The organism is Nocardia sp. NPDC005745, assembly GCF_040630775.1.
Taxonomy (GTDB): domain Bacteria; phylum Actinomycetota; class Actinomycetes; order Mycobacteriales; family Mycobacteriaceae; genus Nocardia.
Genome location: NZ_JBEXYF010000001.1, coordinates 352,392 through 378,642 on the forward strand (window position 1 = coordinate 352,392; position 26,251 = coordinate 378,642).

Consider the following 26,251-nt stretch of genomic DNA (forward strand, 5'->3'; position numbering starts at 1 on the left):
CGGATCCCATACCCGGACAATCGAGTTCAGCGCCCTCCAGCGGGGACCGAGGGCCGGGCGGCGGAAACAGTATCGCGGTAACGGATTCCCCGCCAAGCCGCGGTCCCCTCGCTCGCGACGATCAGCTCGGCACCAACCGCCGGACGGCGGCCGGTAGCTCGCGGGTGCGCTTGTACGGCCCGGCGACCGACGCGGCGAAGGGCCGCGCCAGCAGCGTGCGCGCGACGGCGGACACCTCCTCGGTGGTGACGGCGTCGATGCGGGCCAGGGTCTCCGACACGCTGCGGTGGTTGCCGTAGCTGAGTTCGCTGCGCCCCAGACGATTCATGCGCGAGGCGGAGTCCTCCAGGCCGAGCACCAGCCCACCGCGCAACGAGCCCTTGGCGCGGGCGCACTCGGCGTCGCTGATGCCGTCGGCGGCGACGTCCTCCAGGACGCCTCGGGCCAATGCCGCCACCTCGCCCAGGTTCTCCGGCTGGCAGCCGATGTAGACCGAGAACGCGCCGGTGTCGGCGAAGGTGTCGACGCTGGAATACACCGAGTAGGCCAGCCCGCGTTCTTCCCGGATGCGTTGGAACAGACGCGAACTCAGCCCGCCACCGACGACGGTGTTCAGCACCGACAACGGCCAGCGCCGCTCCCCTTCGTGCCGCCCGAAGGCGCGCACGCCGAACACCAGATGTGCCTGCTCGCTGTCGCGATGACTCCAGTGCAGTTGCGGAGCGCCGTGCGGCCGGAACCTGCCCTCCCGCCGCGGTGCGGGCGTCGCCGCGGGCTCGAGCCGGTTCTCGAAAGCACGGTGCACCAATTCCACGGTGTGGTCGTGCTCCACGTTGCCCGCGACCGCGATCACCATCCGGTCCGGCCGGTAACGCCGCAGGTGGAACGACCGCAGTTGCGCGGCCCGCATCCCCTCGATGGATTCGACGGAACCGATCACCGGGCGCCCGATCGGATGATCACCGAACAGCGCGGCCAGGAAGGAGTCACCGACCAGGTCCTCGGGGTCGTCGTCGCGCATGGCGATCTCCTCGAGCACCACCTGCCGCTCCACGTCCACGTCCGACGCCCGGCACAGACCGTTGAGCACCACGTCCGAGACCAGATCGACAGCCAGGGGCAGGTCCTCGTCCAGGACGTGCGCGTAGTAGCAGGTCTGCTCCTTCGCGGTGAACGCGTTGAGTTCGCCGCCCACCGCGTCCATCGCCTCGGCGATGTCCAGGGCCGAGCGCGTCGGCGTCGCCTTGAACAGCAGGTGCTCCAGGAAATGCGCGGCGCCCGCGACGGTGGGGCCTTCGTCGCGCGACCCGACGCCGACCCAGACGCCGACGGACGCCGAGCGGACCCCGGGCAGATGCTCGGTGACCACGCGCAATCCGCCGGGCAGCACGGTGCGCCGCACTCCGCTGTCCGAGTCCGCCCGCAGCTCGAGTGACGAACCCCCCTGCCCGGTGCTGAGCAGAGGGGTTGTCGTCTTCTTCTTCGTCACAGGGACAAGTACTACTCGGTCCCGGCCGAACCCGCATCGGCCGCGTCGTCGCCGGGCTCCTCGGTGTTGTCCTCGACCGGCACGAGCGAGATCTTGCCGCGGTTGTCGATGTCGGCGATCTCCACCCGCAGCTTGTCGCCGACGTTCACCACGTCCTCGACCTTGGCCACACGCTTGCCGTTGCCCAGCTTGGAGATGTGCACCAGACCGTCGCGGCCCGGCAGCAGCGAGACGAACGCGCCGAAGGCGGTGGTCTTGACTACCGTGCCGAGGAAGCGCTCGCCGACCTTCGGCAGCTGCGGGTTGGCGATGGCGTTGATCGCGTCGATCGCGGCCTGCGCCGACGGGCCGTCGGTCGCGCCGACGAACACGGTGCCGTCGTCCTCGATGGAGATGTTGGCGCCGGTCTCCTCGGTGATCTGGTTGATCACCTTGCCCTTGGGGCCGATCACCTCGCCGATCTTGTCGACCGGGATCTTGATCGCGGTGACGCGCGGCGCGTACGGGCTCATCTCGTCCGGGGTGGCGATGGCCTCGGCCATCACGTCCAGGATCGCGGCGCGCGCGTCGTGGGCCTGGCTCAGCGCACCGGCCAGCACCTGCGAGGGGATGCCGTCCAGCTTGGTGTCCAGCTGCAGCGCGGTGACGAACTGGGGGGTGCCCGCGACCTTGAAGTCCATGTCGCCGAAGGCGTCCTCGGCACCGAGGATGTCGGTCAGCGCGACGTAGCGGACCTCTTCCTCACCCTGATCGTTGGTGATGGTGTCCGAGACCAGGCCCATCGCGATACCGGCGACCGGCGCCTTCAGCGGCACGCCCGCGTTCAGCAGCGACAGGGTGGAGGCGCACACCGAGCCCATCGAGGTGGAGCCGTTGGAACTCAGCGCCTCGGAGACCTGGCGGATGGCGTACGGGAACTCCTCCTGGCTGGGCAGCACCGGGATCAGCGCCCGCTCGGCCAGCGCGCCGTGGCCGATCTCGCGGCGCTTGGGCGAACCGACGCGGCCGGTCTCACCGGTGGAGAACGGCGGGAAGTTGTAGTGGTGCATGTAGCGCTTGCTGGTCTCCGGGCCGAGCGAGTCGACCTGCTGGGCCATCTTCACCATGTCCAGGGTGGTGACGCCGAGTATCTGGGTCTCGCCACGCTCGAACAGGGCCGAGCCGTGCGCCCGGGGCACCACCGCGACCTCGGCGGACAGCGCGCGGATGTCGGCCAGGCCGCGGCCGTCGATGCGGAAGCCGTCGGACAGGATCCGCTGACGCACCAGCTTCTTGGTGACCGAGCGGAACGCCGCGCCCAATTCCTTCTCGCGTCCGGCGAAGTCGTCGACGAGCCGCTCGAGCACGGCGAGCTTGATCTGGTCGATCTTCTCCTCGCGCTCCTGCTTGCCGGAGATGCTCAGCGCCTCGCTCAGCTCACGCTTGGCGGTACCCTCGACGGCCTCGTACACGTCCTGGCCGTACGGCGGGAAGAGCGGGAACTCCTCGGTGGGCTTGGCGGCCAGCTCGGCCAGGTCCTGCTGGGCGCGGCACAGGCGGGCGATGAACGGCTTGGCGGCCTCCAGGCCCTCCGCGACGACGGCCTCGGTCGGCGCCTGCGCACCGCCCTCGATCAGCGCGATGACGTTGTCCGTCGCCTCCGCCTCGACCATCATGATCGCGACGTCGCCGGAGTCGACCACACGGCCCGCGACGACCATGTCGAACACGGCGCCCTCGAGCTGCTCGGTGGTCGGGAAGGCCACCCATTGGGACCCGGCCCCGTCGTGGATCAGCGCGACGCGCACGCCGCCGACCGGGCCGGAGAACGGCAGGCCCGAGATCTGGGTGGACGCGGACGCGGCGTTGATCGCCACCACGTCGTAGAGATCCTTCGGGTCCAGGCTCAGCACCGTGACCACGACCTGGATCTCGTTGCGCAGGCCGTCGACGAACGACGGGCGCAGCGGCCGGTCGATCAGGCGGCAGGTCAGGATCGCGTCGGTGGAGGGACGGCCCTCACGGCGGAAGAACGATCCCGGGATGCGGCCCGCGGCGTACATCCGCTCCTCGACGTCGACCGTCAGCGGGAAGAAGTCGAACTGGTCCTTGGGCTGCTTGCCCGCGGTGGTGGCCGACAGCAGCATGGTCTCGTCGTCCAGGTAGGCGGCGACCGAGCCCGCGGCCTGCCGGGCGAGGCGTCCGGTCTCGAACCGGATGGTGCGGGTGCCGTAGCTGCCGTTGTCGATCAGCGCGACGGATTCGTACACGCCCGGTTCGACCTCGACGGCGGTGCTCTTGCGTTCAGTTGTTTCGGTCATTCTTCTCTCTCAACCTCTCGTCTTCGCCGGCTCGAGCGCACAGTGGCGCGATCCGGCTGTCGTCAGCCGTACCGGGTACGGACGCGCGGCAACCCTCCTGGCTGCGACGCGCGCACCCGGCCGAATCCCCTTGGAGACGGCGACGCGGAGGCGGTCATCGATCGAAGCCCGACGGCGTCAACTCGCTGCCGATAGGCCACTACCGAAGACCGACGCCACGCGGGCGGGTGCATACGGCTGTGCAATGTTGTCGTGCGCAGGGGGGCGATCCACCCCTCCTATACACAAATAGCCAACGGAGCGATTGTACGTCTCCCCGTCGGCTGAACCAGCGACCGCCTCGGGCACTCCATGTCGGACCGCCTGTTACCGCCACCGCGGTTCACGAGCGCCCGGACCGAGCTCACCCCCACACATCGAAGCGCGCAAGTCGACCACGGCAGCCATACCGCCGCACGGTCTCACGCGCCGTTCGCGGCCCGGCTCGCGTCGAGGGATCACTGCGTCCGCGACGAAGTCGCCGGCAGCGGTTGCTCGGACGCGAGCCATGAGCGGCCGCGAACCTCGGCGCCGAAGGCGCCGGAAAGAACTACCGACGAAGCCCGAGGCGCTCGATCAGCGAACGGTAGCGGTTGATGTCGTTGTCCTGCAGGTACTTCGACAGCCGCTTGCGACGACCGATCAGCGCCATCAGACCGTGCCGGGTGTGGTGGTCGTGCTTGTGCTTCTTCAGGTGCTCGGTGATGTCGGCGATCCGCTTGGACAGCAGCGCGATCTGCGCCTCCGGCGAACCGGTGTCCTTCTCGTGCAGGCCGTACTCGGCGAGAATCGCCGACTTCTGCTCGGTGGTCAGCGCCATGAGGCATCCACTCCTGTTTCTCAGTTCCGCGCTCGAAGGTCCGGTTACCCGGGTATGGGCGCCACCGCGGACCGCAGCAAACCCGAGGGACCACCCTACCGGACCGGGCGCCGCACGCCGAAATCGCCGCCCGCGGGTCTCGTCCCCGGTTCCGGCCGTGCGGCACAGGGAAGCATCGGCATTACCTCCCGGGTAATCGACTCCGCGCGGTCCGGCTGCGAATCTTCTTCTCGTACCGCCGAATACGAGGAGAAGACGATGCCCTACCTGGAGACGACCGACGGCACCCGCCTGGCCTACGAGGACTACGGAACCGGAGCACCGATCGTGTTCATCGCCGGGTGGGCGCTGAACACGGAGATGTGGGAGTACCAGGTCCCGTTCTTCGTCGAGCGGGGTTACCGCTGCGTGCTGCTCGACCGGCGCGGGCACGGCCGCTCCGACCGGCCGTCGACCGGATACGACCTGGACACCCGCGCCGACGACGTGGCCGAGCTGATCGAACACCTGGACCTGCGCGAGCTCACCCTGGTCGCCCACTCCGCGGGCGGCGCCGAAGTCGCGCGCTACCTCGCCAGGCACGGCACCGCGCGGGTCGCGCGCATCGCGCTGTTCGCCACCACGCTGCCGTTCCTGCGGCAGACCGAGGACAACCCCCATGGCCTGCCGGACGAGGCGGCCCTGGCCTCCGTCGCGCAGTGGCGCACCGACCGGCCCAAATGGTTCGCCGACCGCGCGCAAGGATACTTCGCCACCCACCTCGGCAACGACGTCTCCCCCGCGCTGATCGAGCACGAGACGCGCCGCTGCTTGTCCGCCGCGCCGTGGGCCACCATCGCGGTCTGGGAGTCGACCTTCCCGTCCGACCACCGCGAGACCCTGCGGAAACTGCCGATACCCGCTCTGGTCGTGCACGGGGTGCCGGATCAGTCCATCCCGATCGACGCCAGCAGCAGGCGCACCGCGGAACTCGTTCCGGACTGCGTCTACAAGGAGTACCCGACCGCCGGGCACGGCCTGTACATCACGCATGCCGCGCAGCTCAACGACGACCTGCTCGACTTCATGAAGTCCTGACGCTCACCCGGCGTCGACGGCGATGAGGATCTTGCGCGCGGTGTCCACATCGCGGCCCATGCACTCGACGAGCTCCTCCACCGAGTCGAACTTCCGCTGGCCGCGGATGTGCTCGACGAAATCCACCGCGACGTGCTGACCGTAGAGATCGGCCTCGCCGTCGAGCACGTACGCCTCGACGGTGCGGGCGCGGCCGGAGAAGGTCGGGTTGGTGCCCACCGAGATGGCGGCCATGGCCCGCTCGCCCGGGGTGACGGTCCCGATGGTGGGGCCGGGGCCGAGCACGGTGAACCATCCGGCGTACACGCCGTCGGCCGGGATCGCGGCGTGCATCGGCGGCGCGACGTTCGCGGTGGGGAAACCGAGTTGCTTGCCCCGGCCGTCACCGTGCACGACGACGCCCTCCACCCGATGGGGACGTCCCAGCGCCTCGGCCGCGGCCGCCATGTCACCGGCGTCGACGCACGCGCGGATGTAGGTCGAGGAGAAGGTCACGGCGTGTTCGGCGAGCAGCGTCACGCCGTCGACCTCGAAGCCGAAGCGCTTGCCGAGCTCGCGCATGGTCTCGACGGTGCCCGTGGCCTTCTTGCCGAAGGTGAAGTTGTCACCGACCACCACCTCGACCACGTGCAACCGCTCCACCAGCAGGTCGTGCACATAACGCGCGGGAGTCAGCTTCATGAACTCATGGGTGAAGGGCATGACGCAGAACACGTCCACGCCCAGTTCCTCGGCCAGTTCGGCGCGGCGGGTGAGGGTGGTCAGCTGCGCGGGGTGCGAGCCGGGGCGGACCACTTCCATCGGGTGCGGATCGAACGTCATCAGCACGGCGGGCACGCCGCGCGCGGCGGCGGACTTCACGGCCCGGCTGATCAGCTGCGCGTGGCCGCGGTGCACACCGTCGAACACACCGATCGTGACGACACAGCGCCCCCAGTCCGCGGGCACCTCGTCGAGACTTCGCCATCTCTGCACAGTGCGCAGCCTACGCAAATCAGGTAGCGAACAGTATTCGGGCGTGCTGATCTCACACAACGGTTCCGCTGCGGTGAGCCGACGCGGAGGCGCGAGCCGTGCCTGGCGCCGCGGGCGCGGACAGGTCGTACGCCACCCGGCGGGAACGGCGCCGATCGGCCGGGCCAACCCCCGCCGCGGCAGGAGACGCGCGGTAGCCGCCCGAGGGATAACCGGGGGGTGGCCGCGGCCGCTGCCCGACGGCGCATCGCGGTGCCGCGCCGTCGGTGTCGACGACATCGCCGAGGAAATCTCAGGTCACCGGAAAGGATCCGTACGGCATCGCGAAAGCGCCGATACACGCCGGTTTCCCACAGGCCGACGAGTTCGTCTCGCCAGCAGCGGGAATGGTCTAGCGTCCAATTCGTCGGTGACGGAGTGCCCCGGAGTAGCCATGAAAAGTGCAGTCAAGCACGTGCGTGTGATCAAACCGTCCGATTCGGCCGAAACAATCGGCAGGCAACGACAACGCCTCATTCCTTGCGTCACCACCGAAACCTGTGGCGCCACAGGAATCTCGGCGGGCATGGTCAACATGGCCCCGGGCGCGATGTCGAAAGCGCATTATCATGCGCACAGCGAGATCGTCGTCGTCTGCCTGCGCGGACGAGCGGTCACCCTGATCGGCCCGGAGCTGACGCCACATTTCCACGGTCCGGGCGAGTTCATCTACATCCCCGAAGGCGTCGTGCACGTGGCGGTGAATCTCGACGAGGCCGAGGATCTGGTAGCGGTGGAAATGCGGACCGATCCGCTGTTCAACGACGACGTGGTGCTGACGCCGGAATACGACGCCGACGTACCCGAAGTGGTTGCCCGCCTGCGGCGCCTCGACCCGGTCGGCTGACGTGGCCGTCCGCAAACGCAGCCGCGGCGCGGCCGAGGTGACCAGCGGGCCGATCGACGACATCTTCGCGGCACTCGCGAACCGCCCCGACGTGGTGTCCTTCGCCGTCGGAGCGCCCGACCCCGCTCTGCTGCCGAGCGAGCTCGTCGCCACGCTGGCGCAGACGGTCGTGGGCAGATACGGCAGCGCCGTCCTCCAATACGGGATGACCCAGGGATTCGCCCCGCTGTTGGAGGAAGCCCGAAACCTTTTGCACAATCGCGATATTCGGTGCACGCCCGATCGCCTGCATATCTCGACCGGCGGCTCCGGCGCATTGCACAATGTGTGTTTGGCGCTGCTCGACCCGCGGGACGTGGTGCTGGTCGAGACTCCCACTTACGGCCCGGCGGTGAAGGAATTCCGCAGCCACGGAGCCGCCGTCGTGCCGGTGCCCTCCGACGAATTCGGCCTCGTGCCGGAAGCGCTCGCGGAAGCCCTGTCCCGACACGACGCGGCATTCGTCTATCTACTGCCCACTTTCCAGAATCCAACCGGGCGGACGATGCCCGCCGATCGGCGTGCGGAAATCGCCGAGATCGTCGTCCGCCACGGCACGCTGGTGGTCGAAGACGACGTCTACACCGACCTGCGCTATCGCGGCGTGGCACAGCCCGCGCTGTCGTCGTTCGCGCCGGACAACTCGGTCTACATCACCTCCCTGTCGAAAACGCTCGCTCCCGCGATCCGCGTCGGAATCACCGTCATGCCCCCGGATCTCCTGCGGACCGTGCTGGCGTTGAAGCAGGGCATTGATATGCAGACTTCGACGTACTGCCAGGCGATTGCCGCCGAATTCCTCGGCAGTTCGGCCGGGATCGCCCACCTCGCCCACCTCGTCGACGCCTATGCGGCCAAGTTGGACGCGTTGTCGGTCGCGCTCGAGCGGCATTTCCCGCCGGGGTTCCGCTGGGTCGAGCCGGAGGGCGGGATGTTCATGTGGATCGAGGGGCCGACCGATTTCGATGCCGATGCGCTGCTGGCGCGGGCACTGCGGCAGGGGGTGGCGTTCCTGCCCGGCAGCGCCTTCTACGCCGACGACGTCGCGGAGCACCGCAACACCATGCGGCTGAGTTTCGCGAACGTGCCGCGCGACGATATCGATCGGGGCATCGCCGCGCTCGCGATCGTCTGCGGGGAGACGGCATGAGCGATCGGCATCCGGTGCACGGCACCTGGGAAGTTCGCGCCGACGGCGCTCCGTTCGGCTACCACGTGATGCAGTTCCATCCTGGCGGCACGATGCTGCAATCGAATCCCGATCACGGCAATCGCGCCACGAGCGACAGCAACGGCATGGGCACCTGGCGCAGCGCGGGCGAGCGGGTCACCGGCGCCTTCCTGGAGTTCACCGTCGATCGCACCGACCCCGCCGTGGTGCGCAAAGGAATCGTCGCCTTCGAGCTCGACGTGACCGGCGACGAGTTCACCGGGTTCGCCACGGCGACGTTCTACGCGTTGTCCGGCGAGCCGGTGGGCGCACCGGCCACCGCCCGGTTGACCGGTCGCCGATTCGACGGCGTGGCCGCGCATCGCGACGCGGTGGATCTGTCGACATCGGTCCGACCCACGCACACGCGGACACCGATCCGCCCACTTCGCGGCGGGTGAACGGCGAACAGCGCTTCGTTGTCGCTGCGCCGGCCGCGGGTCGAGGATGTGTGCATCGGCACGCCAGTGCCTAAGCTCGGGGGTGTGCCAGGTAAACGAGATATCGCCACTCGACGCGAGTTGGCCGACGCCCCGGCGCCGGGCGACGCGCACGGCGGTACCGCGACGATCGCGCCGGTGCTCTCGTCGGTCGCCCAGGACTACCTGAAGGTCATCTGGACCGCGCAGGAGTGGTCGCAGGAGAAGGTGACCACCAAATTGCTCGCCGAGCGAATCGGCGTGTCGGCCTCCACGGTGTCCGAAGCCGTCCGCAAACTCGCCGACCAGGGGTTGGTCGAGCATGCCCGCTACGGGGCGATCGCCCTCACCCCCGAGGGCCGCCGCGCCGCCGTCGCGATGGTGCGCAGGCACCGGCTCATCGAGACGTTCCTGGTGAACGAGCTCGGTTACGGCTGGGACGAGGTGCACGACGAGGCCGAGGTGCTCGAGCACGCCGTCTCCGAACTGCTGATGGCCCGGATCGACGCCAAGCTCGGATACCCCGATCGCGACCCGCACGGCGATCCGATCCCCTCGGTGGACGGCGCGGTGCCGACCCCGCCCGCGCGCCAGCTCAGCGACTTCCACGCGGGTGAGACCGGCCGGGTCGCGCGCATCTCCGACGCCGACCCCGACATGCTGCGCTACTTCGACTCCGTCGGCATCGCGCTGGACACCGCGATCACGGTCGTCGAACGCCGCGACTTCGCGGGCACCATCGCCATCCGCATCGGCGCCACCGACTCGCAGACGGACCTCGGGCGCCCCGCCGCCGAGGCCATCTGGCTCACCGCCTGAGCCGGTCCGCTCGGTCGGCGGGTCGCACCCGTCGAGGTCGGCACGGCTCCGGCTGCCGCGCGTCGTCGGCCATCCTCCGAGCGATCGGAGTGTTCGCGCGGGTCATCACAGCGGCGGCCACCGCCACCATCGACCGTTCCCGCCGCCGGCGGCGGAGTCCGAGAACTATCCGAGCGATCAGGTCAGCCGCGGTCGGCCGGGGCGGCGGCGCGGGCCAGTTCTGCCGCGCGAGTGGCGATGGCATCGCCGAGTTCGGTGGTGGTCGCGGTGCCGCCGAGGTCCGGGGTGCGGATCTCCCCGGCTGCGAGCACGTCGCAGACCGCTCGGTCGACCGCGGCGGCCGCGGCGGACTCGCCCAGATGGTCGAGCAGCATCGCGCCCGCGAGGATCTGCGCGACCGGGTTCGCGATGCCCTGACCGGCGATGTCGGGGGCACTGCCGTGCACCGCCTCGAACATCGAGGGGCCGGTGCGCTCGGGGTTGATATTGCCCGACGGCGCCAGACCGAGCCCGCCGGTCACGGCGGCGGCGAGGTCGGAGAGGATGTCGCCGAACAGATTCGAGCCCACGATCACGTCCAGCCGGTCCGGGTGCAGCACGAGTTCGGCGGCCAGCGCGTCGACGTGCGTCTGCCGCGTCTCCACTCTGGGATACTCGGTCGAGACACGCTCGAAGACGCTGTCCCAGTACGGCATCGAGTGGATGATCCCGTTGGACTTGGTCGCCGAGCACAACCGCCCCGACCGTTCGGCGGCCCGCTCGAACGCGTAGCGGATGATCCGCTCGCATCCGGTGCGGGTGAACACCGATTCCTGGAGCACGAATTCGTCGGGGCGGCCCTCGTTGTGGATGCCGCCGATCCGGGAGTATTCGCCCTCGGAGTTCTCCCGCACGATGAGAATGTCCAAATCGTCGGCGGTCCGGCCGCGCAGTGCCGACTCCGTGCCGGGCAGCAGGCGCACCGGGCGCAGGTTGACGTACTGACCGAAGGCGCGGCGCAGCGGGATCAGCAGCCCCCACAGCGAAACGTGGTCGGGCACACCGGGAAAGCCGACGGCGCCGAGCAGGATCGCGTCGAAGCCCGCGAGTCGCGCCGCGCCGTCGGGCGGCATCATCGCCCCCGTGCGCAGGTAGTTCTCACAGGACCAATCGAATTCGGTCCACTCCAGACCGGGCAGCACGGCGTCGAGCACGCGCACCGCCTCCGCGGTGACGTCGACTCCGATCCCGTCACCCGGGATGGCGGCGATGCGGTACCGGCTCACGAGAACTCCTTCACAGTCGCACTCCGATGTACTTGGTCTCCAGGAATTCATCGATCCCGGTCAGCCCGCCCTCACGGCCGAGCCCGGACTCCTTGACACCGCCGAACGGTGCGGCCGGGTTCGACACCACGCCCTGGTTGAGGCCCACCATGCCGGTTTCCAGCGCCTCGCACACCCGCAATCCGCGCCGGAGGTTCTCGGTGAAGACGTAGCTCACCAGTCCGTACGGGGTGTCGTTGGCCCGGCTCACCGCCTCGTCTTCGGTGTCGAAGACACCGATCGCGGCGACCGGTCCGAAGATCTCGGTATGGCACAGCTCTGCGGCGTCGGGCACGTCGACCAGGACGGTCGCGGGATAGAAGGTGCCCGGCCCGTCCGGCGCGAAGCCGCCGGTGAGCACCGTGGCCCCGCGGGCGCGTGCGTCATCGACGAGGCGCTGCACCTTGGCGACGGCCTCGGCGTCGATCAGCGGACCGACCACCACGTCCGGCTCGGTGCCCCGGCCCATCGGCAGGTCCGCCAGCCGAGCGGCGAGCCTGCGGGCGAAGACCTCGGCGACGCCGCGCTGGACGAGGATGCGGTTGGCGGCGGTGCACGCCTGGCCGATATTGCGCATCTTCGCCGCCACCGCGCCCTCGACCGCCTCGTCCAGATCGGCGTCGTCGAAGACCAGCAGCGGCGCGTTGCCGCCGAGTTCCATCGAGGTGCGCATCACCGTCTGCGCGCACTGCGCGAGCAACTGCTTGCCGACCGCCGTCGAGCCGGTGAAAGACAGCTTGCGCGAGCGGTCGTCGAGGATCAGCGGCGTCATCACCGCGGCGGGATCGGCCGTCGTGATGACGTTGACCACCCCGGCGGGCAGCCCCGAGCCCGCCATCACCTCGGCAAGCGCCAGCATCGACAGCGGCGTCTGCTCGGCCGGTTTCACCACGCAGGTGCAGCCCGCGGCGAGGGCGGGCGCGATCTTGCGCGCGCCCATGGCCACGGGGAAGTTCCACGGCGTGATGAGCAGGCTGGGGCCGACCGGCTGCCGTGCCACGAGAAAACGCGAACCGCCGGCCGGCGCGGGCATGTACCCGCCGTCCAGACGCACGGCTTCCTCGGCGAACCACCGGAAGAACTCCGCGGCATAGGCGATCTCGCCGCGCGCCTCGGCCAGCGGTTTGCCCATCTCCAGTGTCGCGATCAACCCGAGCCTGTCGGTCTCGGCCAGCAACGCGTGGTGCACGCGCATCAGCAGGTCGCTGCGCGCTCGCGGCGGCGTGGCCGCCCATTCCCGCTGCGCCGCGCACGCGGCGTCCAGCGCGGCGAGACCGTCGGCCGGATCGGCGTCGGCCACCGCGCACAGCAGTTCACCGGTCGCCGGGTCGAACACCGGCAGCGTCCGGGCCGCCGTCCGCCACCGGCCGTCGATGAACAAGCCGCGCGGCACGGTGTCGATCGCGGCGCGTTCCGCGGCGCTCAACGTGCTTTCGGTGAGCATGGTTCGGTGGCTCCTTTCGGCACCGCGCAGCGTTCGGCCATTGCTGCGACCGGTGCCGCCATGTTATGCATATTGTCGACAATCAGACAATAGACAATCTTTCCCCACCCGCTCCGGGAGGCGAATCACCATGACCGAGCTCTCGCCCATCCTGAAACAGGCCACTCCGGTGACCGTCGACCACGGCGCGGGGTGCTATCTCTACGGCACCGACGGGCGCCGATACCTGGACTTCACCGCCGGTATCGGCGTGACCAGCACCGGTCACTGCCACCCGAAGGTGGTGGCGGCCGCGCAGGCGCAGGTGGCCTCGCTGATCCACGGCCAGTACACGACCGTGCTGCATCGGCCGCTGCTGGAACTCACCGAACGGCTCGGCGCGGTGCTTCCCGAGGGGTTGGACGCGCTGTTCTTCGCCAACTCTGGCAGCGAGGCGATCGAGGCCGCGCTGCGGCTGGCGCGCCAGGCCACCGGACGCCCGAACGTCGTCGTCTTCCACGGCGGTTTCCACGGCCGCACCGTGGCCGCCGCGACCATGACGACCTCCGGCACCCGTTTCTCGGCCGGGTTCAGCCCGCTCATGCCGGGGGTCCACGTCGCGCCGTTCCCCACCGCGTACCGCTACGGCTGGAGCGAGCGGGAAGCGACCGCCTTCGCGCTGCGCGAACTCGACTATCTGTTCGCCACGCTCACCTCCCCCGCCGAGACCGCCGCGTTCATCGTGGAGCCGGTGCTCGGTGAAGGCGGTTACGTCCCCGGTAACACCGAGTTCTTCCGCGGCCTGCGCGAACGCGCGGACCGGCACGGCATCCTGTTGATCTTCGACGAGATCCAGACCGGCTTCGGGCGCACCGGGAAGTTCTTCGGCCACCAGCACTTCGACGTCCGGCCCGACGTGATCACCATCGCGAAGGGCCTGGCCAGCGGGTTCCCGCTGTCCGGCATCGCGGCCTCGCGCGAATTGATGGGGCGGGCGTGGCCGGGTTCGCAGGGTGGCACCTACGGCGGGAACGCGGTGGCGTGCGCGGCGGCGATCGCCACGCTCGACGTCATCGAATCCGAAGGGCTGGTGGACAACGCGGCCGCTCGCGGCGCACAGCTGTTGCGCGGTCTGCGCGACAGCGCCGTCAAGGCGATCGGTGACGTCCGTGGTCTCGGACTGCTCGCGGGCGCCGAGTTCACCACAGCCACCGGCGAACCCGATCCGGCGACCGCCGCGGCCGCCCAGCGCGCCGCGGTGGACAAGGGCCTGCTACTGCTGACCTGCGGCGCGCACATGAACGTGGTGCGAATGATCCCGCCGCTGATCGTCACCGATACCCAGATCGAGGACGCTCTGGCGATCTGGTCCGAGGTGCTCGCCGAGTTGTAGCTCGCGAACGATCCGTCCGTTGTGCCCGGCCGCCGGGCACCGATCAGGAAGCAACCGCATGGCCCGCTACATCACGATCACGCTCACCAAGGCGGCGGTCACCTGCCGCGCCCGTTTGCTGGACGAGGAGGCGCCGCGCACCTGCGCGGCGGTGTGGAACGCGCTGCCGCAGGAAGGCGACGCTTTCCACGCCAAGTACGCCCGCAACGAGGTGTACACCCTGCTCCCCCGGATCGACGCGGCCCCGCATCGGGAGAATCCGACGGTCACGCCGATCCCCGGCGACGTCTGCCTGTTCGATTTCGAGCCGTGGGAGATCGGCAATCCCGCCTATGGCTACGAGCCCGGCTCCGCGGCCGAGCACGAGCGTGGCGCCACCGATCTGGCACTGTTCTACGGCCGCAACAATCTGCTGATCAACGGCGACCTCGGGTGGGTGCCGGGGAACGTCTTCGCCACCATCGAGGAGGGGCTCGCCGAGATCGCCGCGGCGTGCAACACGTTGTGGTTGCACGGCGTGCAGGGCGAGACGCTCGCCTTCGCCCGCGCCTGAGACTCGCACATACAGTGGCCCCGCGGCATGCCGCGGGGCCACTCGCGTTCAGGAAGCCAGCACGAATTCGGCGTAGCGGGCCACCGCCAGGACCAGATCGTCCGAGTGACGCGGACCGACGATCTGTAGCCCGACCGGCAGGCCCGCGCGCGTGGCGCCCGCCGGGATGCTGATCGCGGGCTGCTGGGTGAGATTGAACGGGTAGGTGAACGGGGTCCACTCGGGCCAGCCGCGCAGGCCGCTGCCGGGCGGCACGTCGTGTCCCGCTTCGAACGCGGGAATCGGCACCGTCGGGGTGATCAGGACGTCGTAGTCGGTGTGGAAGGCGCCCATCGTGATGCCGATTCCGGCTGCCACGTTGCGCGCGGCGAGATAGTCGACGGCGGTGACGGTCTCACCGCGCTCCCAGACCGCACGCAAACCGGGGTCCACCCGGTCGCGCGTGCCTTCCGGGAAGCCGGACAGCATGGTGGCCGCGCCGGCCGCCCACAGCAGTTCGAACGCCTCGCGCGGATCCTCGAAGCCCGGGTCGGCGGCGCCGACCGTGAGCTCGGCCTCGGCCAGGCGAGCCACCGCCGCGTCCACGATCGCGGCGACCTCGGCGTCCACCTCGGCGTAGCCGAGCGTCGGCGAGTACGCGACGCGCAATCCCCGCACGTCGCGCTGCATCTCCGCGCGAAACGCGGTGAGCGTGGGAGCCAGTGCGGTGGGGTCGCGCGGATCCGGCAGCGACAGGATGTCCATCAGCAGCGCCGCGTCCTCGACCGTGCGCGTAATCGGGCCCGCGTGCGCCAGCGGACCGAACGGGCTGGCCGGGAACAGCGGAATCCGGCCGTAGGTGGGCTTGAACCCGACGATGCCGCAGAAGGCGGCCGGGATGCGCACGCTGCCGCCGCCGTCCGTGCCCACCGAGACCGGGCCCATGCCCGCGGCGACGGCCGCGGCGCTACCGCCGGAGGAGCCGCCCGCCGTGGTGGACGGATCGGCCGGATTGCGGGTGACACCCGCAAGCGGGCTGTCGGTGACCGCCTTCCAGGCGATCTCCGGGGTGGTGGTCTTGCCGAGGAAGACCATGCCGTCTTCGCGCAGCCGCGCGGCCACCGGGCTGTCCACCGGCCACGGTCCGGCCGGATCGATCGACGTCGACCCGCGCCGGGTGGGCCAGCCCTCGGTCAGGAACACGTCTTTGATCGAGATCGGCACACCGTCGAGCAGGCCGCGGGCGTGACCGGACTGCCAGCGGGACTCGGAATCCTTCGCCTGCACCAGGGCGCGATCGGGGTCGACGAGACAGAAGGCGTTGAGCGCGCCGTCACGGTCGGCGATCGCGCGCAGGATCGCCTCGGTCGCCTCCACGGGCGACAACGCGCCCGCCGCGTAGGCGGAGACCAGCTCGACCGCGGTCATGGCGGTCGGGTCGGTGGGTTGGTTCTTGTCGGGGTAGCTCATGGATGGGCTCCTTCAGCCGGGCACGTACCCCAGCCTTTTGTCGACCACGTTGTCCAGCGGACGTCCGGCGATCCAGTTGTCGAAGTTCTCGGTGAACGCGTCGACGATCTCGGTGCGCCATCCGATGAAATCACCGGAGTTGTGCGGGGTGATCCGGACGTTCGGCAGTTCCCACAGGGGGTGATCGGCGGGGAGCGGCTCGGGGTCCACCACATCGAGCGCCGCCGCGGCGATCGATCCGGTGCGCAGCGCGGCAACGAGATCGTCGGTCACAACGAGTTCCCCACGGCCGACGTTGACAAACCTGGCGTGCGGTTTCATCGCGGTGAAGGCGGCGGCGTCGAACATGTTCCTGGTCTGCTCGGTGAGCGGGGCGATCGCGACGACGTAATCGGCACCGGCCAGTTCGGCGTGCAGATCGGTGGCGATCTCGCCGAAATCCGGATCCGCAGCGCGCTCGCGCCTGCCCACCGCGCGCACGGTCATCCCGACCGCGCGCAGCAACCGGGCGATATGGCGTCCGATCGAGCCGGTGCCGACGATCAGCGCCGTCGCCCCCGCGACTCGTTCGGATTCCCGATGCCGCCACTCGTGCCGCTGTTGCAGCAGCAGCGAGCCGGACAGGTCCTTGGCGAAACCGAGGATCTGGCCGAGCACGTATTCGGCGATCGCGGCGTCGAAGACGCCTCGGGTGTTGGTCACCACCACGTCACTCGCCCGCAATTCGGGAAACATCGCCGGGTCGACGCCGGTCGAGCCCATGTGCATCCATCGCAAGCGGTCGGCGGCATGCCAGGCGCCGGGCAGCGCCCGCGTACGGAAGTCGTAGACGAACAAGACCTCCGCTCCGCGCAGGGCGTCCGCCAATCCGGGCGCCTCGGTGTACCTGATGGTGGCACGGCCTGCTACTCGGTCCATTCGCTCGGCGTCGGGCACACTGTCACTGTGCAGGACGACGACAATCGGGCCCTGTTCCACATTGACACACTAAGATCACATCGTATGATTGTCAACAATCCGATCGTGTTCGGAGGTCGTCCCGGCTGAGCGCGAGAGGGGCCGTAGTGGATCTGAGCTTTCCCGACCTCGAGGGGCCCGTTGCCCAACGAGGCATCGGGATCATCGCACCGTTCGATCTCGCACTCGAACGAGAGCTCTGGCGCTGGGCGCCACTGGATGTGAGTCTGCATCTGGCGCGCACCCCCTACGAGCCGGTCCCGGTTTCGCTGGAGATGGCCGAATTGGTGTCCGACGCGGCGCATCTCACCGCGGCCACGCACAACGTGCTGCACGTGGAACCCGAAGTCGTGGCGTACCTGTGCACGTCGGGCAGTTTCATCAAAGGCCTCGCCTACGAGAAGTCGCTGCGCGACACCATCTGCCGGGCCGGGGCGCAGGACGCGGTCACCACCTCGGGCGCGTTGCTCGAAGCGATCCGCCATCTGGACCTCACCCGGATCTCGGTGCTCACCCCCTACGACGAGATCCTGACCCACCGGCTGCACGAATTCCTCGCCGAGGCCGGGTGTTCGGTGGTGCGCTCCGACCACCTCGGGCTCGGCGGCGGCATCTGGAAGGTCAGCTACCGCACGATCGCCGAACGCATCGTCGGCGCCGACGATCCCGAGGCCCAGGCCGTCTTCATCAGCTGTACCAACCTGCCGACCTACGACGTGATAGAGCCGCTGGAGAAGGCACTCGGCAAGCCGGTGCTCACCGCCAACCAGCTCACCATGTGGGCCTGTCTCGGCCGGATGAAGCTGCCGATGATGGGTCCCGGCAAGTGGCTGCTCAACGTTTTCTGAAGGAAGAACATCGCATGGACGCACCCACCGTCGGTTTCATCTACCCCGACCACGCCGCCGAGGACGACTACCCGCTCGCGGCGGCGGCGATCGGCGCGCACCTTCCGGTGGCCCACATCTACGGCACCGATCTGCACGCCGTGCCCGAACTGCTCGAGCTGGGCAGCCCCGAGAAACTGCGCCTCGGCGCCTCCTTGCTCGCCCGGCACCGCCCCGACGCGATCGTGTGGGCCTGCACGTCCGGCAGTTTCGTCCACGGGCCCGAGGGCGCCCGCGACCAGGTGCGCGCGCTGGCCGAAGTCGCGGGCGTGCCCGCGACCAGCACCAGCATCGCGTTCGCCGACGTCGTGCACGCGCTCGGACTGCGCACCGTCGCCATCGCCGCCAGCTATCCCGACGAAGTCGCCCGGCTGTTCGTGGAATTCCTCGCCCAGGCGGGGATCGACGTCGTCTCGATGTCCAGCGCGGGCATCGACACCGCCGCCGAGGTCGGCACCCTCACCCCGGCCCAGGTGCTGCGGCTGGCCGCGGACAACGACCACGCCGGTGCGCAGGCCCTGCTCATCCCCGACACCGCGATGCACACCATGGCGGTGCTGCCGGACCTCGAGGCTACGCTGGGCAAACCGGTGCTCACAGCCAATCAGGTCACCATCTGGGCGGGTCTGCGGCTGGCCGGCGCCGAGCCGGTCGTTCCCGGCCTCGGCACGTTGTTCGCGGAAAGGCAGATCGATGTCCGTCGTTGATTTCGAGCCGGTGAATCGGCAGTCGACCGCGGAGATGATCGCCGATCGGCTCCGCGAGGCGATCATGCGCGGCAGTCTCGCGCCCGGCTCGCAGCTCGGCGAAGCCGACCTGGCCGCGCAATTCGCGGTCTCACGCGGGCCGGTGCGCGAGGCGATGCAGCGCTTGGTGTCCGAGGGCCTGCTGCACAGCATCCGCCACCGCGGCATCTTCGTCATCGAACTGAGCCTCGACGACGTCGTCGACATCTACCGCGCCAGGACGGCGCTGGAGGGCGGCGCGCTGGATCTGATCCTCGACGGCCGCCGCCCGATCGCCTACGAGGCGCTCGGGCCCAGCGTCGAGGAGATGGTCGCCTGCGCCGAACGCGGTGACGCCGTGGGGGTATCCGAGGCCGACCAGGCCTTCCACGAGGCGCTGGTGGAGAGCGCCGCCAGTCCGCGGCTGGTGCGCGCGGCCCGCACCTTGCTGATCGAGACGCGAATGTGCCTGGGCGCCTTGCAGACCACCTACCCGGATCTGCGGGAACAGGCCCGGGAACACGTCGACCTGCGCGAGGCGATCGGCACCGCCGACCCCGCGCGCGCCCGGGCCCTGCTCGTGGAGCACATGGACGACGCCGTGCAGCGCCTGCGCCACCAGATCGGCGGCTAGACCCGGCTGCCGCGCCTTCGCTCAGACGGCGCGGACCGGTTCGACGGACCTACGTCCGGCTGCGCGGCCACGCGGCTCCCACGTCGCTATCGGGAGAGAAATTCCAGCAGCGCGCGGAATTCCGGCAGCGAGAGATAGCCGTCGCCATCGGTGTCGGCAGCGGCCAGCAAGGCGTCCGCCGGTTCGTCGATCCGGCCCGCGCCGCAGTGACGGATGAGCGATTCGAGTTCCTCGACGGAGATGCGGCCGTCGCCGTTGACGTCGAAGACCTTGAACGCGGCGTCGGCGTCGGTCACCTCGATGCGCCCGCCCGCCAGCGCGGCGTCGAATTCGGCGCGCGAGACCAGGAAGTCGCCGTCGGTGTCGGCGGCCGCGACCAGCCGTTCCACCGCCGCGTCGTCCACCTCCAGACCGAGCGCCCGGATACCCGCCGTGATGTCCTGCACCGAAACGAGTCCGTCCCCGTCCCGGTCCCACAACGCGAACGTGTCCACCGGTCCATCACTCATGCCCGCTACCTTCGCCGCCACTACCGACCACGGCCGCCGCCGGCGACCACCCCACACTGTACGGAATCTTCTGCGCGACAGGGCTTACCGGAACTGCGACAGGGACAGGAGCCGAGCTGGTACGGGATCAGCGGACGAGGGTGTGATCCTGCGGCATCGGCAAGGGGGCATTTGCACGTCGTCGAGCAAGCGGCCGGGGGTCGGCGCATCCACGACCCGGTCGAGCAGGTCGGCACCACCAGCATGGATCAAAGGTTGGCCGGACGGACGACCATCACCGAGGACGCGCGATTACCGGACTCCCGCAGCAGGGCGATGGCGCGGCCTGCCGGGTCGATGGCGGCATAGACGCCGGAAAGCCCGGCCGGGGCGAGCCAGCGGCCGTTGCGCAGGTCGTCGGCTTGCGTATCGTCGATGTCCCGGTGCGGGAAGGCGGTGCGGACCGCGGCGTCCATGTCGAGGCTCAGCGGCGGCGCGCCCGATTCCGCGGCGGCGGCCAGCTCGTCCAGGGCGCGGGCGTGCTCGAGGGTGAACGGCCCGACCCTGGTTCGGCGCAGCGCGGTCAGGTGGCCGCCCACGCCCAGGGCTGCGCCGAGATCACGGGCCAGCGCCCGCACATAGGTGCCCGAGGAGCATTCGACCACCACGTCCAGGTCGGCGAAATCGCCGATATCGCGCCGGGCGAGCACGTCGAACCGCGACACCGTGATCGGGCGGGCGGCCAGCTGCACGTCTTCGCCCGCGCGGTGACGGGCATAGGCGCGCTCACCGTTCACCTTGATCGCGCTCACGGTGGCAGGCACCTGGTCGATGTTCCCGGTGAGGTCGGCTGTGCGCGCGGCGATGTCGTCGTCGGTGAGGTGAACGGACGAGGTGGTCGTGAGCACCTCGCCCTCGGCGTCGTCGGTGCTGGTCGCCTGCCCGAGCCGGATGGTCGCGGTGTACGCCTTGGTCGTCAGGGTGAGCAGGCCGAGCAGTTTGGTCGCGCGCTCCACACCGAGCACGAGCAGGCCGGTCGCCATCGGGTCGAGGGTGCCCGCGTGGCCGATCTTCTTGGTGCGCAGCAGCTTCCGGCATTTCGCGACGACGTCGTGGCTGGTCCAGCCACCGGCCTTGTCGATGACGAGCAGCCCGCCGAGTCCGTCCATCAGGCGTGCGCGATCGCGGTCAGGATGTACCCGTCGGTGATCAGCCAACGGCCCTCGAACGAGAGCAGTGGCGTGCCTCCGTCGGTGGTCTGCCCCGGCACCAACAGTTCGGTATGGAAGCTGCCGCGCCCGGAATCGGCAGAGCCTTCCTCGATCTCGAACGTGATGTGCGCGTCCTCGAAGCCGAGCCAGCGCAGAGTCAGCGGGAACCACGCCTTGTAGGTGGCCTCTTTGGCGCAGAACAGCAACCGGTCCAGGTGCAATTCGGAATCGGTTGTCTTCAGCCACTCCCGTTCCGGCGGCAGGCTGACCGAGTCCAGTACGCCGTCCGGCAATGTGGCGTGCGGCTCGGCGTCGATGCCGATGGAACGGAACCGCAGCTTGTGGCCCAGCGCGGCGGCCTGGTAGCCGTCACAGTGGGTCAGGCTGCCGACGATCCCGCGCGGAAAGACCGGAGCGCCGCGCTCGCCTTTGCCGATGGCGACCGGCGGCTCGCCGAGCTGCGTGAGCGCCAGCCGGGCGCAGTGCCGCGCGCCGATGAAGTCACGGCGCCGCTTCTCCACCGACTTGGCGATGAGATGCTCCTCCGCCGGATGCGGCCGCAGATCCTCCGGGTACGCCAGCAGTTCGGCCGAGGCCACACCCGTGGGCAGAATGTTCTCGATCATCACCGACGAGCGTAGTCGAGCCCCACTGGACGGGATCGCAGCGCCATGTGCGGCGCGACTATGCCAGTCCGCGCCGCTGCTGCGCTTTGCTGCGCATCTCCGCGGCGGCGGCTTCCATCTCGGGAGTCACCTGGAAGTGCCCGCCCCACTTGTTCAGCGTGCCCGGCGGGTACTGCGGGGTCGGCAGGATCTGGCGCAGCAACCGCTCGGGCAGGCCGCGGCGCTGCCATTCGCGCGGGTAGCCCAGCGAGACCTCCTCGAACCGGACGCCGTCGTAGTGCGAGGTGCGCGGGATGTGCAGGTGGCCGTAGACCGAGCAGACCACGTTGTAGCGGGTGTGCCAGTCCGCGGTCAGCTCGGTGCCGCACCACAGCGCGAACTCGGGGTAGAACAGCACGTCCGTCGGCTGCCGGACCAGGGGGAAGTGGTTGATCAGGACGACCGGGGTATCGGGGGCGAGCGCGTCGAGCTTGCGCTTGGTCACCTGCACCCGGGCGTGGCACCACGCGTCCCTGGTCAGATACGGCTCCGGCGAGAGCAGGAATTCGTCGGTCGCCACCACGTTGCGTTCGCGGGCGATCGCCAGACCCTCCGCCTTGGTGGTGGCTCCCTCCGGCAGGAACGAGTAGTCGTACAGCAGGAACATCGGCGCCAGCGTGACCGCACCGCCGTGCTCCTCGGCGCCCGCGCCCCGCCATACCGGAAAGGGGTCCTCCGGCGTGAGGACGTCGAGGTCACGGCACATCGACACCAAGTAGTCGTAGCGTGCCACCCCGGACATCTGCACCGGGTCCTTTGCCGTCGTCCACAGCTCGTGATTGCCCGGCACCCAGATCACCTTGGCGAACCGGCGGCGCAGCAGCTCCAGTGCCCACCGGATGTCCTCGGTCTTCTCCCCCACGTCGCCGGCCACGATGAGCCAGTCCTCCGGCGAGTCCGCCTTGATCTGCTCAACGACCGGCCGATTCCCCTGGTGCCCGACATGAATGTCGCTCACCGCCATCAACTTGGGTATCACCACACCTACCTTGGCACATCCGTCCGGATTCGCGCGCACCGGCCGAGGGGTGTCGGTCACCTCGGCATCTCGGCGCCGACCGAGGCCCACCGGCCCGACAGCACCCGCCACGCGACGGCGATCAGCCGCAACAGCATGAACGCCCCGAGACCGGACCAGATTCCGGCGACGCCCCAGTCGAAGGCCAGCGACATCCAGATGGCGGGCAGGAAACCGAGCATTGCCGCACCGAGTGTGGTGGTACGCAGATACGCCGCGTCGCCCGCACCGAGCAGCACGCCGTCGAGGGCGAAGACGATGCCCGCCACCGGAATGAGCGCGACGAAGAACCACCACACCACGTGGGTGCGCTCGAGCACTTCGGCGTCTTCGGTGAACAGCGCGGGAATCGCCACCGCTCCCGCCGCGAAGCAGGCGGCGAGCGCGAGGCTGAAGATCTCCGACCAGCGGGTCACGCGCCGCGCGATCCCGCGGGCGCCGGTGGCGTCACCCGCGCCGAGAGCGGCGCCGGTGAGCGTCTGCGCGGCGATGGCCAGCGCGTCCAGTGCCAGCGCCAGGAAGTTCCACAGTTGCAGCACCAACTGGTGGGCCGCTACCGACGCGGCGCCGAAACGCGCGGCGACCGCCGCCGCCGAGACGAAGCACGCCTGGAAGGCGAAGCTGCGGGCGATGAGGTCGCGCCCGAGCACGAGTTGGGCCCGCATGACCGACCGATGTGGGGCGAGCGGAACCCGTTCGCGGATCAGCGCGTCGAGGAACAGGACGGCAGTGACGATCTGCCCCGCCACGTTCGCCACGGCGGAGCCGGGCAGGCCCAGGTGCGGCGCGCCGAACAGTCCGTGCACCAGCGCGGGGCAGAGCACGCCCGACACCGCGAGTCCGGCGACCACGAAGACCAACGGCCTGCGCGTCTCCTGGACGCCACGCATCCACCCGTTCCCGGCCATGGACAGCAGGATCAGCGGCACGCCGAACAGGGCGATCCGCACCCAGCCCAGCGCTTCTCCCGCGATCTCCCCACCACCCGCGATGGCGCTGGTCACCGGTACGGCGAACGCCTGGACCAGCACGAGGATCGCGACGCCGACGGCGACCGCGATCCAGCTGGCCTGCACACCTTCGGCGACGGCTCCCCCGTGGTCGCCCGCGCCGTGCCGACGCGCCGAGCGCGCGGTGGTGCCGTAGGACAGGAAGGTCAGCTGCGAACTCGTCTGCGCCAGAATCAGCCCGCCGACGGCCAGACCGGCCAGCGCGAGCGCCCCGAGCCTGCCGACCACGGCCAGATCGAACAGCAGGTAGATCGGTTCGGCCACCAGCACACCGAGGGTAGGCAACGCGATGCCGAGAATGCGCTTCGGTCCGGCAGCGGCGGCACGGTCCACCCGTGCAGGCTCCGTCCCATTTACGAGCGAAGCCGGGTCACCGATCTCCGCGCCGCCGCAACCCTGCGCGTTCACGAACACCTCCCCGGAACCACCGTCGTTCCGCTCGCGCTCCACCTCGGCACGCCCCACGGACAACCACGGCAGCGTGCGGCAGACCTCGCCCGACCCGCGCTTCCGGACGGGCGGGGCGACCCCCCGACGACGTCACAGCCACCGCACGGGCGCACCGGCACGGCGCCGCTACCGACGGCCATGCCTCATCCGAGGGCGGCCAGCAGCGCACCGACCAGATCGCCGGGCGTGCCGTACGCGGTGTATCCGGCGGCGAAACGGTGGCCGCCGCCGCCCAGCGCTGTCGCCACCTCCGCGACGTCCACCCCGTCGCCCGCGAACGATCCGCTGTCGCGCGAGCGCAGCGACACCGTCCACCGGTCCGGCGCGACGCGGGATTGCTTGAATACCGCGGCGATTCCGGCTTCGGCGGTCGTGCGCACGATGTCGATCACGCTCTCGACTTCCTCCGACCGCACGTCGTCGATGTCGTCGCGACGCACGAACGCGTACACCAGCCCCACACCGCCGCGGACCTCCGGAACGAGCTGCGCCGTGCCCAGCACCCGCGACAACATGGGCAGCCACCCGAAAGGGTGGGTGTCCATCAAGGTGCGAGCGATGTCCGCGCCGTCGATTCCGGTGGCCAGCAGCCGTTCCGCGAGTTCGTGGGTACCCGGCCGCACCCACCGGAACGAGCCGGTGTCGGTGACCAGACCGGCATAGAGGCAATGCGCGACATCCGCGTCGATCGGCACGCCCCACGCGTCGAGCACCCGCGCGACGAGGCTCGTGGTGGACTCGGCGCTGGGATCGACCACGTTGATCGCCCCGAAGGAGGTGTTCGACCGATGGTGATCGATCACCATCGTCGTTGCGGCGCCGGGCAATCGGTCGACGAGCGCGCCCAACCGGGTCGCGCTGCCGCAGTCGACCGCGATCAGCAGGTCCACCTCGGCACGCACCTCGGCGGGCGCCACCAGGTGCCGCACGCCGGGCAGCGAGCGCATCGACCCGGGTAACTCCGCCGGTTCGGCGAAGGACACCTGCACCGGGATCCCGCGCCGGTGCAGCACCAGCGCCAGCGCGAGACCACTACCTACGGTGTCCGCATCGGGCTGCACATGGCAGACGATGGTCACCGAGCGCGCGGCGTCCAACGCCGCCACGGCCACATCCAGATCGGCCGTTTCCCGCATCGTCGTCATCGACTACCGCATGTCACTCGTCGGTGTCGCGTTCGACCTTGTAGGGGTCGGCGTCACCCGCGGGCCTGGCCGTGGCGGCCACCTTGGCGACCTCGTCGTCCGCGGCCCGCGCCCTGGCGAGCAGTTCCTCCATCTGCCGTGCCGCGTCGGGCACGGTGTCCAGTACGAATGCCAGCGTCGGGGTGAACTTGACCCCCGTTCCCGCGCCCACCTTGGAGCGCAGGACACCCTTGGCCTTCTCCAGGCCGATCGCCGCACCTTCGTAATCGGGCTCGGCGTCGAGGGTTTCGCCCATCACGGTGTAGTACACCGTCGCCTCCCGGAGATCGCCGGTGACCTTGGCGTCGGTGATGGTCACGAAACGCAGCCGCGGGTCCTTCACCTCGTATTCGATCGCGGTCGCGACGATCGAGGAGATCCGCTTGGCGAGTCGGCGTGCCCTGGCTTGGTCCACCATGGCCGTTTCCTCCTCACTATCAACTCTGTTCGATGGCGGTCGGAGCGCGGACCGGTGTCGCCACCGGAGCTCCGTCCTCCGCGCCGTCGCTGCGCCGGTCAGTCTTCGGGCCCGAAGATCCGGCGGCGCACCGCCAGCAACTGTAACTCCGGACGCGACGCGACGTGCCGTTCACATTTGTCCAGCACCTCGGTCAGGTGATCCATGCCTGCGCTGACCATGGCCACGCCCAGTAGCGAGCGACGGTATAGATCGTGTTCCCCACCTTCGGCGGCACTCACACCGAAGCGCTGCAATTCGGCCAGAATCGGCCGGATCACCGAGCGCTTCTGTTTCAGTGAATGCACATCGCCGAGCAGCAGGTCGAACTCCAGTGCACCCAGGTACACCCACACCCTCCCCTGTCAGG

At 69.6% G+C, this 26,251-nt stretch carries 26 protein-coding genes; 10 read left to right on the plus strand and 16 right to left on the minus strand.

From position 1 onward, the window contains the following. Positions 1 to 121 precede the first annotated feature (121 nt). The 3 genes from ABZ420_RS01795 to rpsO form a co-directional block, all read right to left on the minus strand. A complete protein-coding gene (locus ABZ420_RS01795) occupies positions 122 to 1,462 on the minus strand; it encodes a pitrilysin family protein (protein ID WP_357116455.1) in 1,341 nt (446 codons plus the stop codon). 38 nt (positions 1,463 to 1,500) lie between these two features. Then, complete coding sequence (locus ABZ420_RS01800) at positions 1,501 to 3,789, minus strand: polyribonucleotide nucleotidyltransferase (protein ID WP_357116086.1); 2,289 nt, start codon at positions 3,787 to 3,789, stop codon at positions 1,501 to 1,503. Positions 3,790 to 4,378: 589 nt separating this feature from the next. Continuing rightward, the gene (gene rpsO, locus ABZ420_RS01805) at positions 4,379 to 4,648 is read right to left on the minus strand and encodes a 30S ribosomal protein S15 (RefSeq protein WP_039799352.1); all 270 of its coding nucleotides are present in this window, start codon (positions 4,646 to 4,648) and stop codon (positions 4,379 to 4,381) included. A 258-nt stretch (positions 4,649 to 4,906) separates the two neighbouring features. On the opposite strand from rpsO, the gene ABZ420_RS01810 reads away from it, so the two are divergent. Beyond that, positions 4,907 to 5,725 carry an alpha/beta hydrolase gene (locus tag ABZ420_RS01810; RefSeq protein WP_357033978.1) on the plus strand — a complete coding sequence of 273 codons (819 nt, stop codon included), beginning with the start codon at positions 4,907 to 4,909 and terminating at the stop codon, positions 5,723 to 5,725. A 3-nt stretch (positions 5,726 to 5,728) separates the two neighbouring features. Here the strand turns inward: ABZ420_RS01810 and ABZ420_RS01815 are convergent, their stop codons facing one another. Next, positions 5,729 to 6,700, minus strand: coding sequence for a bifunctional riboflavin kinase/FAD synthetase (locus ABZ420_RS01815; RefSeq protein ID WP_357116088.1), 972 nt, complete (start codon positions 6,698 to 6,700; stop codon positions 5,729 to 5,731). 433 nt (positions 6,701 to 7,133) lie between these two features. Here ABZ420_RS01815 and ABZ420_RS01820 point away from each other — a divergent pair, with 433 nt between their 5' ends. The 4 genes from ABZ420_RS01820 to ABZ420_RS01835 all read left to right on the plus strand — a co-directional run bounded on the left by ABZ420_RS01820 (position 7,134) and on the right by ABZ420_RS01835 (position 10,073). After that, entirely contained in the window at positions 7,134 to 7,586 is a 453-nt protein-coding gene (locus ABZ420_RS01820; protein WP_063910474.1) for a cupin domain-containing protein, read from the plus strand. Between the two features lies 1 nt (position 7,587). Continuing rightward, a complete protein-coding gene (locus ABZ420_RS01825) occupies positions 7,588 to 8,775 on the plus strand; it encodes a PLP-dependent aminotransferase family protein (RefSeq protein ID WP_357116090.1) in 1,188 nt (395 codons plus the stop codon). Continuing rightward, positions 8,772 to 9,236 (plus strand): hypothetical protein, encoded by a 465-nt coding sequence (locus ABZ420_RS01830; protein WP_357116092.1) that lies wholly within the window; start codon positions 8,772 to 8,774, stop codon positions 9,234 to 9,236. Before ABZ420_RS01825 ends, ABZ420_RS01830 begins: the two co-directional genes overlap by 4 nt. A gap of 168 nt (positions 9,237 to 9,404) precedes the next feature. Further along, entirely contained in the window at positions 9,405 to 10,073 is a 669-nt protein-coding gene (locus tag ABZ420_RS01835; RefSeq protein ID WP_174315409.1) for a metal-dependent transcriptional regulator, read from the plus strand. 182 nt (positions 10,074 to 10,255) lie between these two features. Here ABZ420_RS01835 and ABZ420_RS01840 read toward each other — a convergent pair whose 3' ends face one another. Beyond that, positions 10,256 to 11,389, minus strand: a complete 1,134-nt coding sequence (locus ABZ420_RS01840; RefSeq protein WP_357116094.1) for a tartrate dehydrogenase — start codon at positions 11,387 to 11,389, stop codon at positions 10,256 to 10,258. Beyond that, complete coding sequence (locus ABZ420_RS01845) at positions 11,349 to 12,821, minus strand: NAD-dependent succinate-semialdehyde dehydrogenase (protein WP_357116096.1); 1,473 nt, start codon at positions 12,819 to 12,821, stop codon at positions 11,349 to 11,351. The genes ABZ420_RS01840 and ABZ420_RS01845 overlap by 41 nt, the downstream gene beginning before the upstream one ends. Before the next feature lie 130 nt (positions 12,822 to 12,951). On the opposite strand from ABZ420_RS01845, the gene ABZ420_RS01850 reads away from it, so the two are divergent. Together ABZ420_RS01850 and ABZ420_RS01855 are read left to right on the plus strand one after the other, a co-directional pair. Beyond that, positions 12,952 to 14,193, plus strand: a complete 1,242-nt coding sequence (locus tag ABZ420_RS01850; RefSeq protein ID WP_357116098.1) for an aminotransferase class III-fold pyridoxal phosphate-dependent enzyme — start codon at positions 12,952 to 12,954, stop codon at positions 14,191 to 14,193. A 58-nt stretch (positions 14,194 to 14,251) separates the two neighbouring features. Then, complete coding sequence (locus ABZ420_RS01855; RefSeq protein WP_357116100.1) at positions 14,252 to 14,746, plus strand: DUF3830 family protein; 495 nt, start codon at positions 14,252 to 14,254, stop codon at positions 14,744 to 14,746. A 48-nt stretch (positions 14,747 to 14,794) separates the two neighbouring features. Here the strand turns inward: ABZ420_RS01855 and ABZ420_RS01860 are convergent, their stop codons facing one another. Both ABZ420_RS01860 and ABZ420_RS01865 read right to left on the minus strand, forming a co-directional pair. Continuing rightward, positions 14,795 to 16,195, minus strand: a complete 1,401-nt coding sequence (locus ABZ420_RS01860) for an amidase (RefSeq protein ID WP_357116102.1) — start codon at positions 16,193 to 16,195, stop codon at positions 14,795 to 14,797. Positions 16,196 to 16,207: 12 nt separating this feature from the next. Then, positions 16,208 to 17,173 carry a D-2-hydroxyacid dehydrogenase gene (locus tag ABZ420_RS01865; RefSeq protein ID WP_357116104.1) on the minus strand — a complete coding sequence of 322 codons (966 nt, stop codon included), beginning with the start codon at positions 17,171 to 17,173 and terminating at the stop codon, positions 16,208 to 16,210. Positions 17,174 to 17,259: 86 nt separating this feature from the next. On the opposite strand from ABZ420_RS01865, the gene ABZ420_RS01870 reads away from it, so the two are divergent. Genes ABZ420_RS01870 through ABZ420_RS01880 form a run of 3 tightly spaced genes read left to right on the plus strand, consistent with a single transcriptional unit; the run spans position 17,260 to position 19,398 of the window. Further along, positions 17,260 to 18,000, plus strand: a complete 741-nt coding sequence (locus ABZ420_RS01870) for an Asp/Glu/hydantoin racemase (protein ID WP_357116106.1) — start codon at positions 17,260 to 17,262, stop codon at positions 17,998 to 18,000. Between the two features lie 14 nt (positions 18,001 to 18,014). Further along, positions 18,015 to 18,746 (plus strand): maleate cis-trans isomerase, encoded by a 732-nt coding sequence (locus ABZ420_RS01875; RefSeq protein ID WP_357116108.1) that lies wholly within the window; start codon positions 18,015 to 18,017, stop codon positions 18,744 to 18,746. Next, positions 18,733 to 19,398, plus strand: a complete 666-nt coding sequence (locus ABZ420_RS01880; protein ID WP_357116110.1) for a GntR family transcriptional regulator — start codon at positions 18,733 to 18,735, stop codon at positions 19,396 to 19,398. The genes ABZ420_RS01875 and ABZ420_RS01880 overlap by 14 nt, the downstream gene beginning before the upstream one ends. 86 nt (positions 19,399 to 19,484) lie before the next feature. Here ABZ420_RS01880 and ABZ420_RS01885 read toward each other — a convergent pair whose 3' ends face one another. The 8 genes from ABZ420_RS01885 to ABZ420_RS01920 form a co-directional block, all read right to left on the minus strand. After that, positions 19,485 to 19,907 (minus strand): EF-hand domain-containing protein, encoded by a 423-nt coding sequence (locus tag ABZ420_RS01885; protein WP_357116112.1) that lies wholly within the window; start codon positions 19,905 to 19,907, stop codon positions 19,485 to 19,487. Positions 19,908 to 20,155: 248 nt separating this feature from the next. After that, complete coding sequence (truB, locus tag ABZ420_RS01890; RefSeq protein ID WP_357116114.1) at positions 20,156 to 21,055, minus strand: tRNA pseudouridine(55) synthase TruB; 900 nt, start codon at positions 21,053 to 21,055, stop codon at positions 20,156 to 20,158. Continuing rightward, positions 21,055 to 21,723 carry a 4'-phosphopantetheinyl transferase Npt gene (gene npt / locus ABZ420_RS01895; protein ID WP_357116116.1) on the minus strand — a complete coding sequence of 223 codons (669 nt, stop codon included), beginning with the start codon at positions 21,721 to 21,723 and terminating at the stop codon, positions 21,055 to 21,057. The genes truB and npt overlap by 1 nt, the downstream gene beginning before the upstream one ends. A 58-nt stretch (positions 21,724 to 21,781) precedes the next feature. Then, complete coding sequence (locus ABZ420_RS01900; protein ID WP_157114307.1) at positions 21,782 to 22,741, minus strand: metallophosphoesterase; 960 nt, start codon at positions 22,739 to 22,741, stop codon at positions 21,782 to 21,784. A 56-nt stretch (positions 22,742 to 22,797) separates the two neighbouring features. Continuing rightward, on the minus strand, positions 22,798 to 24,123 hold the full coding sequence (locus ABZ420_RS01905; RefSeq protein ID WP_357116457.1) for an MATE family efflux transporter: 1,326 nt from the start codon (positions 24,121 to 24,123) through the stop codon (positions 22,798 to 22,800). 260 nt (positions 24,124 to 24,383) lie between these two features. Then, positions 24,384 to 25,385 (minus strand): bifunctional oligoribonuclease/PAP phosphatase NrnA, encoded by a 1,002-nt coding sequence (locus ABZ420_RS01910; protein WP_357116118.1) that lies wholly within the window; start codon positions 25,383 to 25,385, stop codon positions 24,384 to 24,386. Positions 25,386 to 25,398: 13 nt separating this feature from the next. Continuing rightward, positions 25,399 to 25,842, minus strand: a complete 444-nt coding sequence (rbfA, locus tag ABZ420_RS01915) for a 30S ribosome-binding factor RbfA (protein ID WP_040868103.1) — start codon at positions 25,840 to 25,842, stop codon at positions 25,399 to 25,401. Positions 25,843 to 25,940: 98 nt separating this feature from the next. Then, positions 25,941 to 26,231 (minus strand): DUF503 domain-containing protein, encoded by a 291-nt coding sequence (locus ABZ420_RS01920; protein ID WP_040868135.1) that lies wholly within the window; start codon positions 26,229 to 26,231, stop codon positions 25,941 to 25,943. Positions 26,232 to 26,251: the final 20 nt, after the last annotated feature.